Genomic DNA, 13,281 nt, shown 5'->3' on the forward strand with positions numbered 1-13,281 from the left:
TTTTTAACAAATAAATCAAGTTGTATGAGTAATAAGATTTGCTCCTACTTAGATGTGAGGTGATCATCTGTTTTTTCTTCAAATGTCTGGAACACCTGAATCAGGAAAATCCACACTGGCTAAGCGTATCATCCAACACGTACCCGCAGTCATCATCGATCATGATGTTTCAAAGACCGCCCTACTCCATACGCTTCATATTGGCAACTTCTCGGATTGAGAAATCGGGAAGATGGCTTATGATGTCGATTGGTCGCTCGTCGAGTATCACCTATCACTTGGACAAAACGTCATTCTCGACAGTCCATGTCTCTATGATGAAATGCTCGATAAAGGGATAGCGATTTCCACCAAGTACGGAGCGACTTACCGTTATATCGAGTGTCGTCATGAAAATTACGAAGAAATTAACACACGACTTCGAAACCGTGTCAGATGACCGAGTCAAATTGATCAAGTTTCGTATGAGAATTGGTCTAAGATGAATGAACACTGCAAACGGCCTACTAACCATTCTTACTTACAAACCTATACGATGGACAATCGAGAAATTCCGATTGAGCGAATTATGTCGTATCTGTTGAAAAACTAAGAAGAGAACGCTTTCAGATAGAAAGTGCTTCTCTTTTTAATAATTTTGTATATTTATGCTTTACAATTAATAATCATACATATACACTTAGTCTCATCTACAACAGGGAGGCATTATACACATATGAAAAAATGGTTATTAGCAGGTACACTTATGATGAGCGCAGTATTACTCGGTGCATGTAGTCAAGAGACAGAAGGTGAAGCGACAGAACTAAAAACGCTCGTCATGGGGACGAGCGCCGATTACTTCCCATATGAATTTGTCGATACGGCAAACGGAGATGCGATTGTCGGATTTGATATTGAAATCGCGGAGACAATCACAGAACGCCTCGGTTACGAATTGAAGATTGAAGATATGGACTTCGGTAGCTTACTCGGAGCCCTCAATAGCGGGCGTGTCGACTTCGTCATGGCCGGGATGACGCCAACAGAAGAGCGTAAAGAGAATGCCAATTTCTCAGACATCTATCTATCCGCGACAAACTTGATCATGACTAAAGACGAGTCCCTTCAGGCAATCGAAGATTTGTCTGGTAAGAAAATCGGTGTCCAAACAGCTTCGATTCAAGAAAATATCGCTAAAGAACAAGCACCTGACGCTGAACTCGTATCGTTGAACAAGATCCCTGAAATCGTTCAAGAGTTGAACACAGGTCGAATCGATGCAATGGTCATCGAAGACACGGTCGCACAAAAGTATTTAGACCAAGATGACAGCTTCTATACATTCGCTTTGAAAGAGGATGGCGAAAAAGGATCAGCTGCTGCCTTCAAATTAGATGATGAGTTACGCGACCAGTTCAACGAAGAATTGAACAAGATGATGGAGTCTGGCGAAATCGATGAATTGGTGAAAAAATGGTTCTCGATGGAGCCGACTGAATGAGACAAGTCGAGCTACCGATCTATCCCGTCGTATATCCGACGGGACATCGGTTAAACCAAAATGAAAGTCAATTCCCGTTACCTGACCGCATCAAGAATCAGCTTGATTCGTTGACGTATGATGACTTACACGAATATCCGGTCGAACCGATCAATGAATTGTTCGAACAATACGCTGCGTACGTTGGCGTCACACCTCAGCAATTACTAGTCGGTTGTGGGAGTGATGAGATGATTCATGTCGTGACGCAAGCATTGCTCGCACCACATGACGTCGTCTTGTCTCCGGCACCTGACTTTTCGATGTACCCAATCTTCACGACTATCGCACACGGTCATCATGTTCAAGCCGTTGATTTATCGTATGAAGGAATGGTAAAGGCGATTGAGACGCATCATCCAAAGCTTCTTCTCCTTTCGAATCCGAACAATCCAACCGGGAAGCTTTGGACCGTAGAAGAGTTGACGCATCTCGCCTCAATCGTGCCATATATCGTGGTGGATGAGGCGTACATGGACTTCACACCAGATGCGAGCATGATCCCGTTCATTGCCACCCTTCCGAATCTCATCGTCCTTCGCACGATGTCAAAAGCATTCGGATTGGCAAATGTACGAATCGGATTCATGGTGACAAACTGCGAACTCGCACACTATTTCCGTCAATTCATCCCGCCATTTAATATCAGCGGAGTGAGTGCTAAAATCTGCAATATCTTCTTAAAAGATGCGAGTTATCTTCAAGAAACAATCGAATGGCATGACGAGATGCGGCAAAAGTGGGCGCAAGCCTTCGAAACCATCGGTCATGTCATCCCTGCCACGACGAACTTTTTGTATGTCGAGCTCGAGCAACCTGAAGTAGTGTGGGCCCATTTTACTGACTTGAACGTACACACGTCGAAACAACCTACGGGGATTCGGGTGACGATCGGAGACGAGTCGGCGCTTCATCTTGTACATACAGCTATTCAGAAATACAAGAAAACAAGTCATGTAAAAAACTCCTGAACCTCGTGTTCAGGAGTTTTTGTCAGTCGATCGTCTTGATCACACGTGCCGGATTTCCTCCGACGACTGTTCGAGGTGGTACATCTTTTGTGACGACGGAACCGGATGCGATGACTGCCTCATCCCCAATCGTCACCCCCGGATTGATGATGGCCCCACCACCAATCCATACTCGGTCCCCGATGGTCACGGGTTTCCCGAACTCATATCCAGAGATGCGCTCAATCGGGTCGATCGGGTGTGTTGCCGTGTAAATATGTACCGCCGGCGCAAGCATGCAGTCATCCCCAAACGTGATGGGACAGATGTCTAGAAAGATACAATCAAAATTCGCATAGAATCGATCTCCTACGTGGATGTTATACCCATAATCACATTTGAAATTCGGTTCGATATAATACGACCCTTTCGTTGAACCGAGTAACTCACTAAGAATCTCATTTCGTTCTTCCAACTCATCGATCCCTAAACGATTGAATCGTTCAGTCAATCTCCGGGCACGCTTACGGTCTGTAACGAGCGTTTCATCACCAGCTAAATACAGTTCACCACGAATCATCTTCTCTTTTTCTGTCATGTTCATCCCTCCTCACTTGTAGTATAGAGGATTTTTGAACGGTATAGGGAATAGAGATAAGGATGAGCAGAAGGAGGCAGATCATATGAAACGAATACTGGAATGTCGGGCAAGTGATTTTATCACGTTTAATCGTCAAGATTTAGTCGATTCGATTCGAAAAGCAGAAGGTCGAACGGTCATGGCCGAGGTCATCCCAACGGTGCAGCCACTCTATCCAGAAGTGACAAACGCAGAACTCGCGCGAGCGTTCGGTGCCGATTTGATTTTATTGAATATGTTGGATGTGTTTCACCCGTACATCAAAGGACTCGAAAGTCACGCGCTGTTCGGCGACATGCCAGGTGATGAGATGAGCGACCATCCGATTCTAGAACTAAAACGTCTGATCGGATTGCCAATTGGAGTCAACTTGGAACCTGTCGATTTTTCAGAGAAGTCGTCCGAGATGAATGAAGTGAAACGAGGCAGGCTCGCTTCAATCGAAGCGTTCCAAAAAGCATCTGAGCTCGGGATTGACTTCGTCTGTTTGACAGGCAATCCGAATACCGGAGTTACGAATGAAGCCATCGAACAAGCGATCATCCAAGCGCGTCGTGAATTCGCAGGGGTCATCATTGCCGGGAAAATGCATCAGGCTGGTGCCGGCAATGTATTGGACCGCGACGCGTATATCCGCTTCGTCGAAGCCGGCGCAGACATTATCCTACTACCAGCTCCAGGCACCGTACCTGGTGTCCGTGAAGAATCGTTCTACGAACTCGTTCAGGAGTTGCAATCGCTCGGTGCTCTCACGTTAGCGGCGATTGGAACGTCACAAGAAGGTGCAGATGTTGCGACCGTTCGGGAGATTGCGCTCTCTTCAAAACGAGGCGGAGCAGACATCGTGCACATCGGTGACGCCGGACTGTCGGGGATTGCCGTCCCAGAGAACATTCAGGCACTTTCCATTGCCATTCGCGGGCGACGTCATACATACATTCGCATGGCCGCCTCGGTCAATCGGTAATACAAAAGAGGAAGGAGCGCGTCTCCTTCCTCTTTTATTTACCATTCCGTGACGTCGCGACGTGGTTTCGCCGGTGTGGTAGTACCGTGACGCTTGGCGAGTAACGCTTCCACATCCTCTAAGCGCACACCTTTGGCTGCTAACAAGACGAGTAAGTGATACAGAAGGTCGGCTGACTCTTCAACCAAGTCTTCATCCGTCATAGCAGCAATGACGACCTCAAACGCTTCTTCCCCGAACTTTTTCGCGATTTTTTCAACGCCTTGTTCCAATAAATAAGTCGTATACGAACCTTCTTTCGGTTCATTTTTTCTAAATTGAATCAATTGTTCCAATTCATGAATCATACGTTCACCTCCGTAAAGAAACAGCTTCGATTACCGGTATGACACGTCGGACCGTTCGCATGAACACGAACGAGAAGCGCATCCTGGTCACAGTCGACGTGGATGCTGACGACGTCCAGTGTATTTCCGCTCGTCTCCCCTTTCATCCAAAGCCGACCTTTTGAACGAGACCAGAACGTGACGACCCGTTCACGAAGCGTCTGTCGGATTGCCTCATCATTCATATATCCGAGCATGAGGACCGCCCCGTCGTCGTCTGAGACGATGATGGCGGGAATCAGTCCATTTTCGTCGAAACGAACCGCATCGGCAAGTTGTGACTCGTGCATACGTGCTTCACCTCTTCTACTGTCGTTTTTCGGTCATGTAAGATGGATGCAAGTAATGCGGCATCGACTTTCTCAAGCGCTTCGACTACGTGCTCGGCATTGCCTGCCCCACCGGATGCGATAATCGGAATGTCGACGACTTCACGAAGTTGTTCTAAAATCGCAAGGTCATAACCGCTCTGCTTTCCATCTTGATTCATGGACGTGACAAGAAGTTCACCCGCACCGAGCGCGGCCACTTGTTTCGCCCATTCGACCGCCAACAGGTCCGTCTTCTGTTTTCCACCATATGTGTACACATAATATTCGCCATCTTCAAACTTTACGTCGATTGCGACGACGATACATTGTGAACCGAAACGATCGGCCGCTTCACGAATGAGACTTGGGGATTCTACAGCGAGCGTGTTCAACGATACTTTGTCCGCCCCTGCTTTTAATAGTGACGAGATATCCTCGAGTGAACGAATCCCACCTCCGACCGTCAGCGGGATGAATACTTTCCGCGCTACCGCACTGACGACATCGAGCATCGTCTGGCGACGCTCCGTACTTGCCGCGATATCGAGAAAGACAAGTTCATCGGCTCCGGACTCATCGTAATATTTCGCGATTTCGACCGGATCACCGATGTCTCGTAATTGTACGAACTCAATCCCTTTGACGACACGACCTTCTTTCACGTCAAGACATGGAATAATTCTGCGTTTAAGCATAACGCGCCTCCCATTCAATCAGTTCTTCGATGCTCACCTTACCGGACAGAAGTGCTTTCCCGACGACAGCCTCATCAATTTTTGCCATCTTCAGTTCCTTCACGTCCTCTTCAGTCGTCACACCGCCTGAGGCAATCAATGTGACGTTGACGATTTGACGTAACGCTTTCATGCGAGAAAAATTCGGTCCATTCAGTTTCCCATCGGATCCGATATCGGTATATAGAATCGTTTCGATCCCCCGTTTGACAAGGTCTTGAGCGACCGAGATGTCATCGAGTTTTGTCGCTTCCTGCCATCCGTTAATGGCGACCTTCCCGTCATAGGCATCGAGTGCCACAGCGATTCGCTTGCCATACTTTTCAATCGCCATGTCTAGAAAGTCAGGATCCGTAAACGCCTTCGTCCCTAAAAGGACGCGATCCGCACCGGTTTCCATGACCGCATCAAGTGCGGCTTCTGAACGAATTCCTCCTCCTGTCTGGACAAGGAACCCTAGAGACTTCGCATAACGGACAACGTCTAAATGACGCGGCTCACCTGCCTTGGCCCCTTCTAAATCAATCAAGTGAATCATCGGGACCTTCCCTTGCCACGCTTTTAATAATTCATACGGATCTCCGTATTGTTCTTCCGTAGAAAAATCACCTTCCGTCAAACGGACGATCTTGCCTCCAATCAAATCAATGGCGGGTAGTAATCTCACGCTCGACCGCCTCCTTCCATTCTTGAAGTAAGCTGAGACCGAACGTCCCGCTCTTTTCCGGGTGGAACTGCATGCCCGTCACGAGCCCTTTTTGAACGATTGCCGGAACTTTCTCACCCATATAATCAGCTGCCGCCACAATGTAGTCGTCCGCCGTCACGGCATGGTAAGAGTGGACAAAATAGACATCCTCATCGCGAAGGATCGAGTTCCATCCGACGTGTGGGAGACGCTTCGCTCGCATCCGTTCGACCGTTCCCGGAATCAACCCGAGACCTTTTGTCGGCATACCTTCCGTGCTCGAATCAAACAAGAGCTGCATCCCAAGACAGATCCCTAAAAATGGCTTTTCCGTCGCCATCTGTTGCAAGAGTGGGATAAGACCCGTCTGTTCGAGCGATTGCATCGCTTGCGGGAAGGCACCGACCCCAGGAAGTAAAACGGCATCCGCCTCTTCAATTTGATTTGCATCGTTCGTGATCACGACGTAGCAACCGATGGCCTGTAACGCACGTTCGACGTTAAATACGTTTCCCATACCATAATCGATGACTGCTACTTTCATCCTTCGATCCATCCTTTCGTAGAAGGGAGACGATTCGTCCCATCGCTCGAGACCGCTTCGGCAAGCGCTCGTCCGAACGCTTTGAACAACCCTTCAATCATGTGATGTGAGTTCGACCCGTACAGGACAGCTAAGTGCAGTGTAAGTCGACCATTCATGGCAACGGCCCGGAAGAATTCCTCAGCGAGCTCGGTATCAAAATCACCAAGCTTCGGATTGCGAATATCCGCTTGATAGACGAGGAAGGGACGCCCAGACACATCAATGACCGCTCGTGCTAGCGTCTCATCCATCGGCATGTAACTCGACCCGTAGCGGCGAATTCCGACTTTATCCCCGAGTGACTTGGCGATAAGCTGACCGAGTGCGATCCCGACATCCTCGACCGTATGGTGGGCATCGACCCACGTATCACCTTCAACTTTCACATGCAAGTCCATCTGACTGTGAAAAGCAAGTAACGTCAACATGTGATCGAAGAAGCCGACCCCTGTTTGGATAGAACTTTCACCTGTTCCGTCTAGATTTAATTGAATATCAATTTTTGTCTCTTTCGTTTCACGCTTTAGTTCAGCTGTTCTCAACAGAATTCACCTCTTCAATCGTTTGTCGGATTAAGGCATACGCCTCGTCTGTCCCTGCACTGACACGTAGTCCATCGGGAAAAGCACGTACATGGACTCCTTTATCAAGGAAGCGGGATGCCCATCCTTCACTATCATCCGTTTTGACATAAATGAAGTTGGCACGGCTCGGTAAAATCTCACCGACTGGTCGTAACAACTCCGTTAACTTCTCACGTTGCGCCGTATGGAACTGAATCGACTCTTGAATATACGTTTCATCTCGTAAGACGACGTTGGCGACAGCGGCACTGAGACCACTGACATTGAATGGCGAACGGAAGCGGTCAATCTGTTCGATGATTTCTTCAGATGCAATCATGAAACCAATCCGGAGGTTTGCTAGACCGAACGCTTTCGATAACGTCCGTAAGATGATGACGTTCGAATATTCGCTCAATCGAGACACAAATGAATCTTTCATTGTGAAATCAATATAGGCTTCATCCACGACCAGATACGGTACACGTGTCGCAATGTCAGACAATTCGTCTAGTGTCCACATCTTTCCGGTCGGGTTATTCGGATTCGAGATCAAGACGAGTTTAGGGTCGGTTGTTCGAATGACCTCAGTCAACGTCTCGTAACGCAAACCCTGTTCGTCCGGTTGTGTGAAATGCCCTCTGGCAATTTGTGTATAGATGCCATACATCGAAAAGTCTGGGGCCGGTGCGACCACACGGTCTTCCGTATCCAAAATCGCCTGACTCAAGATGGCCAATAGCTCATCGCTCCCGCTCCCGACCATCAGTTGCGTCGGCTCGACTCCCGCATAGTCAGCATAGCTTGCTTTTAAAGCGAGCAATTCTTCGACTGGGTAACGGCTGAGTGCCTCGAGTGATACGTCTCGAATAGCTCGTTCGAGACGTTCTGGTAACGGATATTGACTTTCATTTTGATTGAGCGCATATCCCGAAGCGGCATGAGGTACATAGCGTGGGATGTTCTGATAATTTCGTCTCATACGTCCTCCATCCGAACAGCCATCGCACGGGCGTGTCCTTCTAATTGTTCTTGTTTGGCGATTCGAATCGCGGCCTTTGTAATCGTCTCATCCAGTTCTGTCATCTCAAGGAATGTCTGACGGCGATAAAAGTCATCGACCGATAGTCCACTAGAGAAGCGGGCTGTCCCGCTCGTAGGCAAGACGTGGTTCGGTCCAGCGATATAGTCTCCAAATGCTTCGGCCGCCTCATGTCCGAGAAAGAACGAACCACCGTGACGAATCGCACGCATCAACACCTCAGGATCTTTTACGGCCAACTGGACATGCTCCGCTGCCATCGTGTTCGCGTATTCGATTGCATCCTCGATTGTCCGATATAAGACTCCGCCACGTTTCAATGATTCTCTCGCAATGTCCTGGCGTGGTAATTGCGCTAATTGTCGCTCAAGCTCCTGCTCGATTTGATTGCGAAGGGTTTCTGACGTGACGAGCGCGATCGCCGTCGCCTCGACGTCATGTTCCGCTTGTGCGAGCAGGTCGGCGGCAACCCACTTCGGGTTCGCCGTTTCATCGGCAATGATCAACACTTCAGACGGTCCGGCGACGGAGTCGATCCCGACGATGTGTGAGACGAGCGCCTTCGCCGTCGCAACATAAGCATTTCCGGGTCCGACAATCTTATCGACCGGACGAATCGTTTCTGTCCCATATGCGAGTGCGGCAACGGCTTGGGCACCTCCGATTAGAAAACATTCATCGGCACCTGCGATTTTTGCTGCAATCAAAAGGGAAATGTCAATCCCATCTGCTTTTGGTGGGGTGACCATGACGACTCGTTTGACACCGGCCACTTTCGCCGGAATGATATTCATCAGGACGCTCGACGGATAGACGGCTGTCCCACCTGGTACATAAACCCCTACCGAATCCAGCGGCATATAGCGTCTCCCAAGTCGGAACATCGTATCTTCGAACACATCGTCTTGTCGGACTTGGCGCGCGTGAAATGCACGAATCCGTTCTGCTGCTAACGACAGCGCCTCTGTCAATTCAGCATATGCGACTGGCGGATTAAAGCTGGCCAAATCGACCGATTCAATTCGGTCGACCCCGTCGAATTGTTTCGTCCACTCAAGCAGCGCTTCGTCTCCGCGGGCCTCGATCGATTCCACGATCGGTTTCACGGCTTCGGCCCAAGCTTCGCGCCTTGAGCGATTCGTTTCTGTACTCATGCGTTCTCCTCCTGACTCATCTTTCGAATCCAGGCCTTCAATTCGTCAGGCTGTTCCGCTAAAGCTGTCTCACTCGTGATGAATTTTGCATTGATTGAAAAAATCGCCTCGTATTCTTCCAAGTCGTTTGCAGCCAACGTCGCGCCTGTCTCGACGATGTCGACGATGCAATCAGCGAGTCCCGTTAACGGAGCCAGTTCGACTGACCCGTTCAATGCAATGACTTCTACGTTTTGTCGCTTCGATGCAAAGTGTGATATGGCGATATTCGGATATTTACTCGCCACTTTCAATTTCTTTGTGCCGTTGCGTCGAACTTTTGGACCACACACGGCCATTCGACAGCGACCGAACGGTAAATCGACGACTTCGAGTACGCCTGGCGTTTTTTCTCGTAAAATATCACCGCCGACTATGCCAACATCTGCCGCTCCATGCATCACATATTTATAGACGTCGTCCCCTTTGACGAAAATGAATTCATGATTTCCTGCTTGTACCGTCAACTCACGTCCCCGCTTCTCTGGCCATACGGGTAAGTCACGTTCGACAAAAAATTGACGGGCTGCTTTTTCAATCCGACCTTTCGCGACCGCTACTTTCATTTAATCACCTCATCTAACTGTTCTAAATCGAGCGACATTCCGAACGCTCGTCTCGAGTGTCCAAAATGTCCATAGAGTGAATCATATCGTCCTCCTGAAAGGACACGCTTGCCTTCCACACTTCCCGTCACGGTCAATCCTGAGTAGTAATCAAAGTCTCCCGTTTGACCGAAATCGTAAGACACCTCTAAACCGATGGTACGCAAGTGTTTTACTGCCTCGTCGACTTCATCGATGGCTTCCTTTAAAGATTCCGGTGCCTCAGCCCGTAATTCTTCGAGTGCAGAATTCCCGATTAAAAAGGGCAGCTTCGCAATCAACGGATAGCGATACGTCTCTGCTAATTCACGTAATGATTCTAAGTTTCGAAGTGCTAAGATTTTTCGGAATGTTCGTTCCTGAATCCCTGTCTCTTTCGCGATGAGCGAGATGACGGCTGCTGACCCAATTTTGATGGTCAAACGTTCGGTAGGCAGGACCCCTTCCGTCATATCGAGAAAGGACTCAATTAGATGACTGTCCTTCTCTTCGCCATCGACCCATTCGAGTCCAAGCTGTTGCCGTTCATGGGGTTGCCCGGAATGTTTGACCGTCCGACGATAGACGGCACCAGCGTAAGCGACACGCATCGGTTCATGACCGTCTGCTAACTTTCTTGCGATTTGTAGTGTATAGTCAGGGCGCATGACGAGAAGTTCCCCGTCGTTCCCGAACAATCGATAATAGGCTGACTCGTCAAAGAGCGCTAAATTTTGATAATGTGAATAGTATTCGAGAAGCGGTGGATCGATGACTGCGTAGCCGCTCGACTCTGCCTTCTCTAAAAATGACAACATCCATCGTTTTGGACGGATGACATCTCCTGATTGAAGTTCATACCAGCCTTCTGGAATCGAACCTTTTGAATTTGACCAAATCATCATAACCACCCTTTATCTTGTTATCACTTTACCAAACTAAAGTATTGTGTTAAATTTATCAAACAGATAAACACCTGTCAACCAAATGAACTGAAAAGGACGTGTAATCGATGTTTAACTTTACCCACGATGGCCATGTGCATACCCCTTTTTGTCCACACGGTACAAATGACCCGATTGAACACTATATTCAAGTCGGAATCGAAAAAGGCTTGCAAACGATGACGTTCACAGAACATGCGCCTTTCCCCCTATCGTTCACCGACCCGGTCCCGAATCAAGACTCGGCGATGTCGATTGATCTACTTCCAGAATACCTCGATACGTTGCATCAGATGAAACAGCAGTATCAAGCGGTTATCGACATTAAAGTTGGATTAGAAGTCGACTTATTGCCTCATTTAGAGAAAGAGACCATTGCCTTACTCAAGCCTTTCGCACCATTGATTGATGAAGTCATTTTATCGCAACATTTCCTATATAGAGATGGCGCCTATATGCCGATTGATTATTCTGCCGAGACGTTTGATGAACTCATCAAAGCGTTTGGCTCATTCGAGAGCGTCTTGAGAGCTTATTATGAGTCGATTGAACAGGGTCTCTCATTTTCGTGGGAAGACATCCGTGTCGCTCGTATCGGACATCTCGATCTCCCGATAAAGTATCAAAGAAACTATGAATGGGACCGCTCAAAAGTAAAAGAGGAAGAAATACGTCTGTTACAGATGATTGCCGACCGGGGATTCGGACTTGACTTCAACACGGCCGGACTCCGAAAACCGGATTGTGGGGTACCTTACGTCGCCGGACTTGCAAAATCCGCGAACGACCTGCACATCCCGTTCACGATGGGTTCGGATGCGCACCTCGCTCAAGATGTGGCGGCTGGATTCGACTTCATTGAACAAAAAAAAGCCACGTTCCTATGAACGTGGCTTTTTGACAGCGATCTAGCTATCTAGATCCCCATGCTTATGGTTGACAACGATATGGCGTTCCATTTCTTCATCTGTAAACATCATACCATAAGGAATAAAAGATGCAATAAAAAATTGGGTGAAATGGTTCACCCAATTGAGGTCACATTGCCGCATATAATGTTTTCAAGTCGTTTGTCGCTTCCTCGTCCATTTGAATGGCCACGAGTTCAACGTATTGGAGCGCTGGATCTTGATCTTTCGACAATGCGACAATCTCAGCAGCCGCCTTATCTAATGCCAACAAGATTCCTGATACACCAAGCGTCGGATAGTATCGAAGGAGTGCACGAACATGTTTAATCTCTGATACTTCATTTCCGTTAATGGTTAATGATTTGACGGCAAGCTCCTTGTGCATGCCAATCGCAAATTTATCTTCCCACACTTCTTCGAGTGTGATCAACGCCTCTACTTCATATGCACCATCTGTAAAGCGAACGAGTTTTTCCATGTGTAAATTCCCCTCTCTTGAATCTACTTTTATTATATAAGAGATTTTAAAGTGTAGATTGTGAAATATTGAACATTATGTGTAAAGTTTGTCTCACCTCATTTTGAACAAAAAAAAAGCCCCTCCGAGGAGGGACGAATAATGGAAGAGTAAAACACCATTGGCAGTACATTAATAATATATCATCTAATGAAAACGTTTACAATGTATTTTTGTACATTTTTTCAAGTGGCATATGTAACACTTCAATTCCGCTTTCACGCATCAATTCTAACCCATCCCCATGCTCATAACCGACGGCATATACGACTCGCGCGACACGTGCCGCAATTAAGGCGAGTGAACAGGCATGACATGGTGAATGCGTGACATACGCTGTCGCACCAAATGCATTCGTTGAATCGGCAGCGAGTTTTCCAATCGCATTGATTTCCGCATGGATTTCATGTTGTTTCGACCAGTGATGGTGATCATATGGGTCTGTACACTTGATATATGTCACGCCATCTCGGATGAGTCGTGCCGGTTCGTTGATCATATCGAGATCCGTCGATGCAACATAGTCGGCATGCTTATAGAACCCATCTTCTTGCTTGATATAGATTTCATTACAGTTCGTATGACCAGATGGTGTACCATTGAGACCAATTGAAATCGGTTTTTCGTCTTTTACAATGACACAGGCCACACTCTTCGATGCACACTTCGAGTGCCGCTCGGCCATCATATCAGCGAATAATAACCACGTCTCATCCCACAATCGTTGCTTCTCCACTCCAGTC

16 protein-coding genes and 1 pseudogene are annotated in these 13,281 nt (G+C 47.8%); 5 read left to right on the top strand and 12 right to left on the bottom strand.

Going from position 1 to position 13,281, the window contains the following annotated elements:
- The first annotated feature begins 232 nt into the window (after positions 1–232).
- The 3 genes from KNO61_RS04660 to KNO61_RS04670 all read left to right on the top strand — a co-directional run bounded on the left by KNO61_RS04660 (position 233) and on the right by KNO61_RS04670 (position 2,493).
- Positions 233–439 carry a P-loop nucleotide/nucleoside kinase family protein gene (locus KNO61_RS04660; RefSeq protein ID WP_214872692.1) on the top strand — a complete coding sequence of 69 codons (207 nt, stop codon included), beginning with the start codon at positions 233–235 and terminating at the stop codon, positions 437–439.
- A 276-nt stretch (positions 440–715) separates the two neighbouring features.
- The gene (locus tag KNO61_RS04665) at positions 716–1,483 is read left to right on the top strand and encodes a transporter substrate-binding domain-containing protein (protein WP_214872693.1); all 768 of its coding nucleotides are present in this window, start codon (positions 716–718) and stop codon (positions 1,481–1,483) included.
- Positions 1,480–2,493 (top strand): pyridoxal phosphate-dependent aminotransferase, encoded by a 1,014-nt coding sequence (locus tag KNO61_RS04670; protein ID WP_214872694.1) that lies wholly within the window; start codon positions 1,480–1,482, stop codon positions 2,491–2,493. Before KNO61_RS04665 ends, KNO61_RS04670 begins: the two co-directional genes overlap by 4 nt.
- 22 nt (positions 2,494–2,515) lie before the next feature.
- Here the strand turns inward: KNO61_RS04670 and KNO61_RS04675 are convergent, their stop codons facing one another.
- Positions 2,516–3,070, bottom strand: coding sequence for a maltose acetyltransferase domain-containing protein (locus tag KNO61_RS04675; protein ID WP_305825938.1), 555 nt, complete (start codon positions 3,068–3,070; stop codon positions 2,516–2,518).
- 85 nt (positions 3,071–3,155) lie between these two features.
- Here KNO61_RS04675 and KNO61_RS04680 point away from each other — a divergent pair, with 85 nt between their 5' ends.
- The gene (locus KNO61_RS04680; RefSeq protein WP_078146787.1) at positions 3,156–4,079 is read left to right on the top strand and encodes a DUF7916 family protein; all 924 of its coding nucleotides are present in this window, start codon (positions 3,156–3,158) and stop codon (positions 4,077–4,079) included.
- Between the two features lie 38 nt (positions 4,080–4,117).
- On the opposite strand, the pseudogene hisIE reads toward KNO61_RS04680, so the two are convergent.
- The 9 genes and pseudogenes from hisIE to KNO61_RS04730 all read right to left on the bottom strand — a co-directional run bounded on the left by hisIE (position 4,118) and on the right by KNO61_RS04730 (position 11,068).
- Positions 4,118–4,755 (bottom strand): annotated as a pseudogene (hisIE, locus tag KNO61_RS17215) (bifunctional phosphoribosyl-AMP cyclohydrolase/phosphoribosyl-ATP diphosphatase HisIE).
- Positions 4,704–5,471, bottom strand: a complete 768-nt coding sequence (hisF, locus tag KNO61_RS04695) for an imidazole glycerol phosphate synthase subunit HisF (protein ID WP_078146784.1) — start codon at positions 5,469–5,471, stop codon at positions 4,704–4,706. Before hisF ends, hisIE begins: the two are co-directional and overlap by 52 nt.
- Entirely contained in the window at positions 5,464–6,177 is a 714-nt protein-coding gene (gene hisA, locus KNO61_RS04700) for a 1-(5-phosphoribosyl)-5-[(5-phosphoribosylamino)methylideneamino]imidazole-4-carboxamide isomerase (protein WP_078146783.1), read from the bottom strand. Before hisA ends, hisF begins: the two co-directional genes overlap by 8 nt.
- The gene (gene hisH / locus KNO61_RS04705; RefSeq protein WP_078146782.1) at positions 6,155–6,742 is read right to left on the bottom strand and encodes an imidazole glycerol phosphate synthase subunit HisH; all 588 of its coding nucleotides are present in this window, start codon (positions 6,740–6,742) and stop codon (positions 6,155–6,157) included. The genes hisA and hisH overlap by 23 nt, the downstream gene beginning before the upstream one ends.
- Positions 6,739–7,326: an imidazoleglycerol-phosphate dehydratase HisB gene (hisB, locus tag KNO61_RS04710; RefSeq protein ID WP_031423922.1), complete on the bottom strand. Its 588-nt coding sequence runs from the start codon at positions 7,324–7,326 to the stop codon at positions 6,739–6,741. Before hisB ends, hisH begins: the two co-directional genes overlap by 4 nt.
- On the bottom strand, positions 7,313–8,329 hold the full coding sequence (locus tag KNO61_RS04715; RefSeq protein ID WP_214684418.1) for a pyridoxal phosphate-dependent aminotransferase: 1,017 nt from the start codon (positions 8,327–8,329) through the stop codon (positions 7,313–7,315). The genes hisB and KNO61_RS04715 overlap by 14 nt, the downstream gene beginning before the upstream one ends.
- A complete protein-coding gene (hisD, locus tag KNO61_RS04720; protein ID WP_078146780.1) occupies positions 8,326–9,543 on the bottom strand; it encodes a histidinol dehydrogenase in 1,218 nt (405 codons plus the stop codon). Before hisD ends, KNO61_RS04715 begins: the two co-directional genes overlap by 4 nt.
- Positions 9,540–10,148, bottom strand: a complete 609-nt coding sequence (hisG, locus tag KNO61_RS04725) for an ATP phosphoribosyltransferase (RefSeq protein WP_078146779.1) — start codon at positions 10,146–10,148, stop codon at positions 9,540–9,542. Before hisG ends, hisD begins: the two co-directional genes overlap by 4 nt.
- Complete coding sequence (locus KNO61_RS04730) at positions 10,145–11,068, bottom strand: ATP phosphoribosyltransferase regulatory subunit (protein ID WP_078146778.1); 924 nt, start codon at positions 11,066–11,068, stop codon at positions 10,145–10,147. Before KNO61_RS04730 ends, hisG begins: the two co-directional genes overlap by 4 nt.
- Positions 11,069–11,178: 110 nt before the next feature.
- Between KNO61_RS04730 and hisJ the strand changes: the two genes are divergently transcribed.
- Positions 11,179–11,997 (top strand): histidinol-phosphatase HisJ, encoded by an 819-nt coding sequence (gene hisJ, locus KNO61_RS04735; protein ID WP_078146777.1) that lies wholly within the window; start codon positions 11,179–11,181, stop codon positions 11,995–11,997.
- A 151-nt stretch (positions 11,998–12,148) separates the two neighbouring features.
- On the opposite strand, the gene KNO61_RS04740 is transcribed toward hisJ, so the two are convergent.
- Positions 12,149–12,499, bottom strand: coding sequence for a hypothetical protein (locus KNO61_RS04740; RefSeq protein WP_078146776.1), 351 nt, complete (start codon positions 12,497–12,499; stop codon positions 12,149–12,151).
- A 199-nt stretch (positions 12,500–12,698) separates the two neighbouring features.
- The gene (locus KNO61_RS04745) at positions 12,699–13,274 is read right to left on the bottom strand and encodes a deoxycytidylate deaminase (RefSeq protein ID WP_078146775.1); all 576 of its coding nucleotides are present in this window, start codon (positions 13,272–13,274) and stop codon (positions 12,699–12,701) included.
- Between the last annotated feature and the right edge of the window lie 7 nt (positions 13,275–13,281).

It is taken from the genome of Exiguobacterium sp. s140, assembly GCF_018617035.1.
GTDB classification, from domain to species: Bacteria; Bacillota; Bacilli; order Exiguobacteriales; family Exiguobacteriaceae; genus Exiguobacterium; species Exiguobacterium profundum.

What these genes read in the sequence shown, in the direction of transcription:
- KNO61_RS04660 (WP_214872692.1), top strand. Translation starts at nt 233, where the DNA reads ATGGCTTATGATGTCGATTGGTCGCTCGTCGAGTATCACCTATCACTT.
- KNO61_RS04665 (WP_214872693.1), top strand. Translation starts at nt 716, where the DNA reads ATGAAAAAATGGTTATTAGCAGGTACACTTATGATGAGCGCAGTATTA.
- KNO61_RS04670 (WP_214872694.1), top strand. Translation starts at nt 1,480, where the DNA reads ATGAGACAAGTCGAGCTACCGATCTATCCCGTCGTATATCCGACGGGA.
- KNO61_RS04675 (WP_305825938.1), bottom strand. Translation starts at nt 3,070, where the DNA reads ATGACAGAAAAAGAGAAGATGATTCGTGGTGAACTGTATTTAGCTGGT.
- KNO61_RS04680 (WP_078146787.1), top strand. Translation starts at nt 3,156, where the DNA reads ATGAAACGAATACTGGAATGTCGGGCAAGTGATTTTATCACGTTTAAT.
- hisF (WP_078146784.1), bottom strand. Translation starts at nt 5,471, where the DNA reads ATGCTTAAACGCAGAATTATTCCATGTCTTGACGTGAAAGAAGGTCGT.
- hisH (WP_078146782.1), bottom strand. Translation starts at nt 6,742, where the DNA reads ATGAAAGTAGCAGTCATCGATTATGGTATGGGAAACGTATTTAACGTC.
- KNO61_RS04715 (WP_214684418.1), bottom strand. Translation starts at nt 8,329, where the DNA reads ATGAGACGAAATTATCAGAACATCCCACGCTATGTACCTCATGCCGCT.
- hisD (WP_078146780.1), bottom strand. Translation starts at nt 9,543, where the DNA reads ATGAGTACAGAAACGAATCGCTCAAGGCGCGAAGCTTGGGCCGAAGCC.
- hisG (WP_078146779.1), bottom strand. Translation starts at nt 10,148, where the DNA reads ATGAAAGTAGCGGTCGCGAAAGGTCGGATTGAAAAAGCAGCCCGTCAA.
- KNO61_RS04730 (WP_078146778.1), bottom strand. Translation starts at nt 11,068, where the DNA reads ATGATTTGGTCAAATTCAAAAGGTTCGATTCCAGAAGGCTGGTATGAA.
- hisJ (WP_078146777.1), top strand. Translation starts at nt 11,179, where the DNA reads ATGTTTAACTTTACCCACGATGGCCATGTGCATACCCCTTTTTGTCCA.
- KNO61_RS04740 (WP_078146776.1), bottom strand. Translation starts at nt 12,499, where the DNA reads ATGGAAAAACTCGTTCGCTTTACAGATGGTGCATATGAAGTAGAGGCG.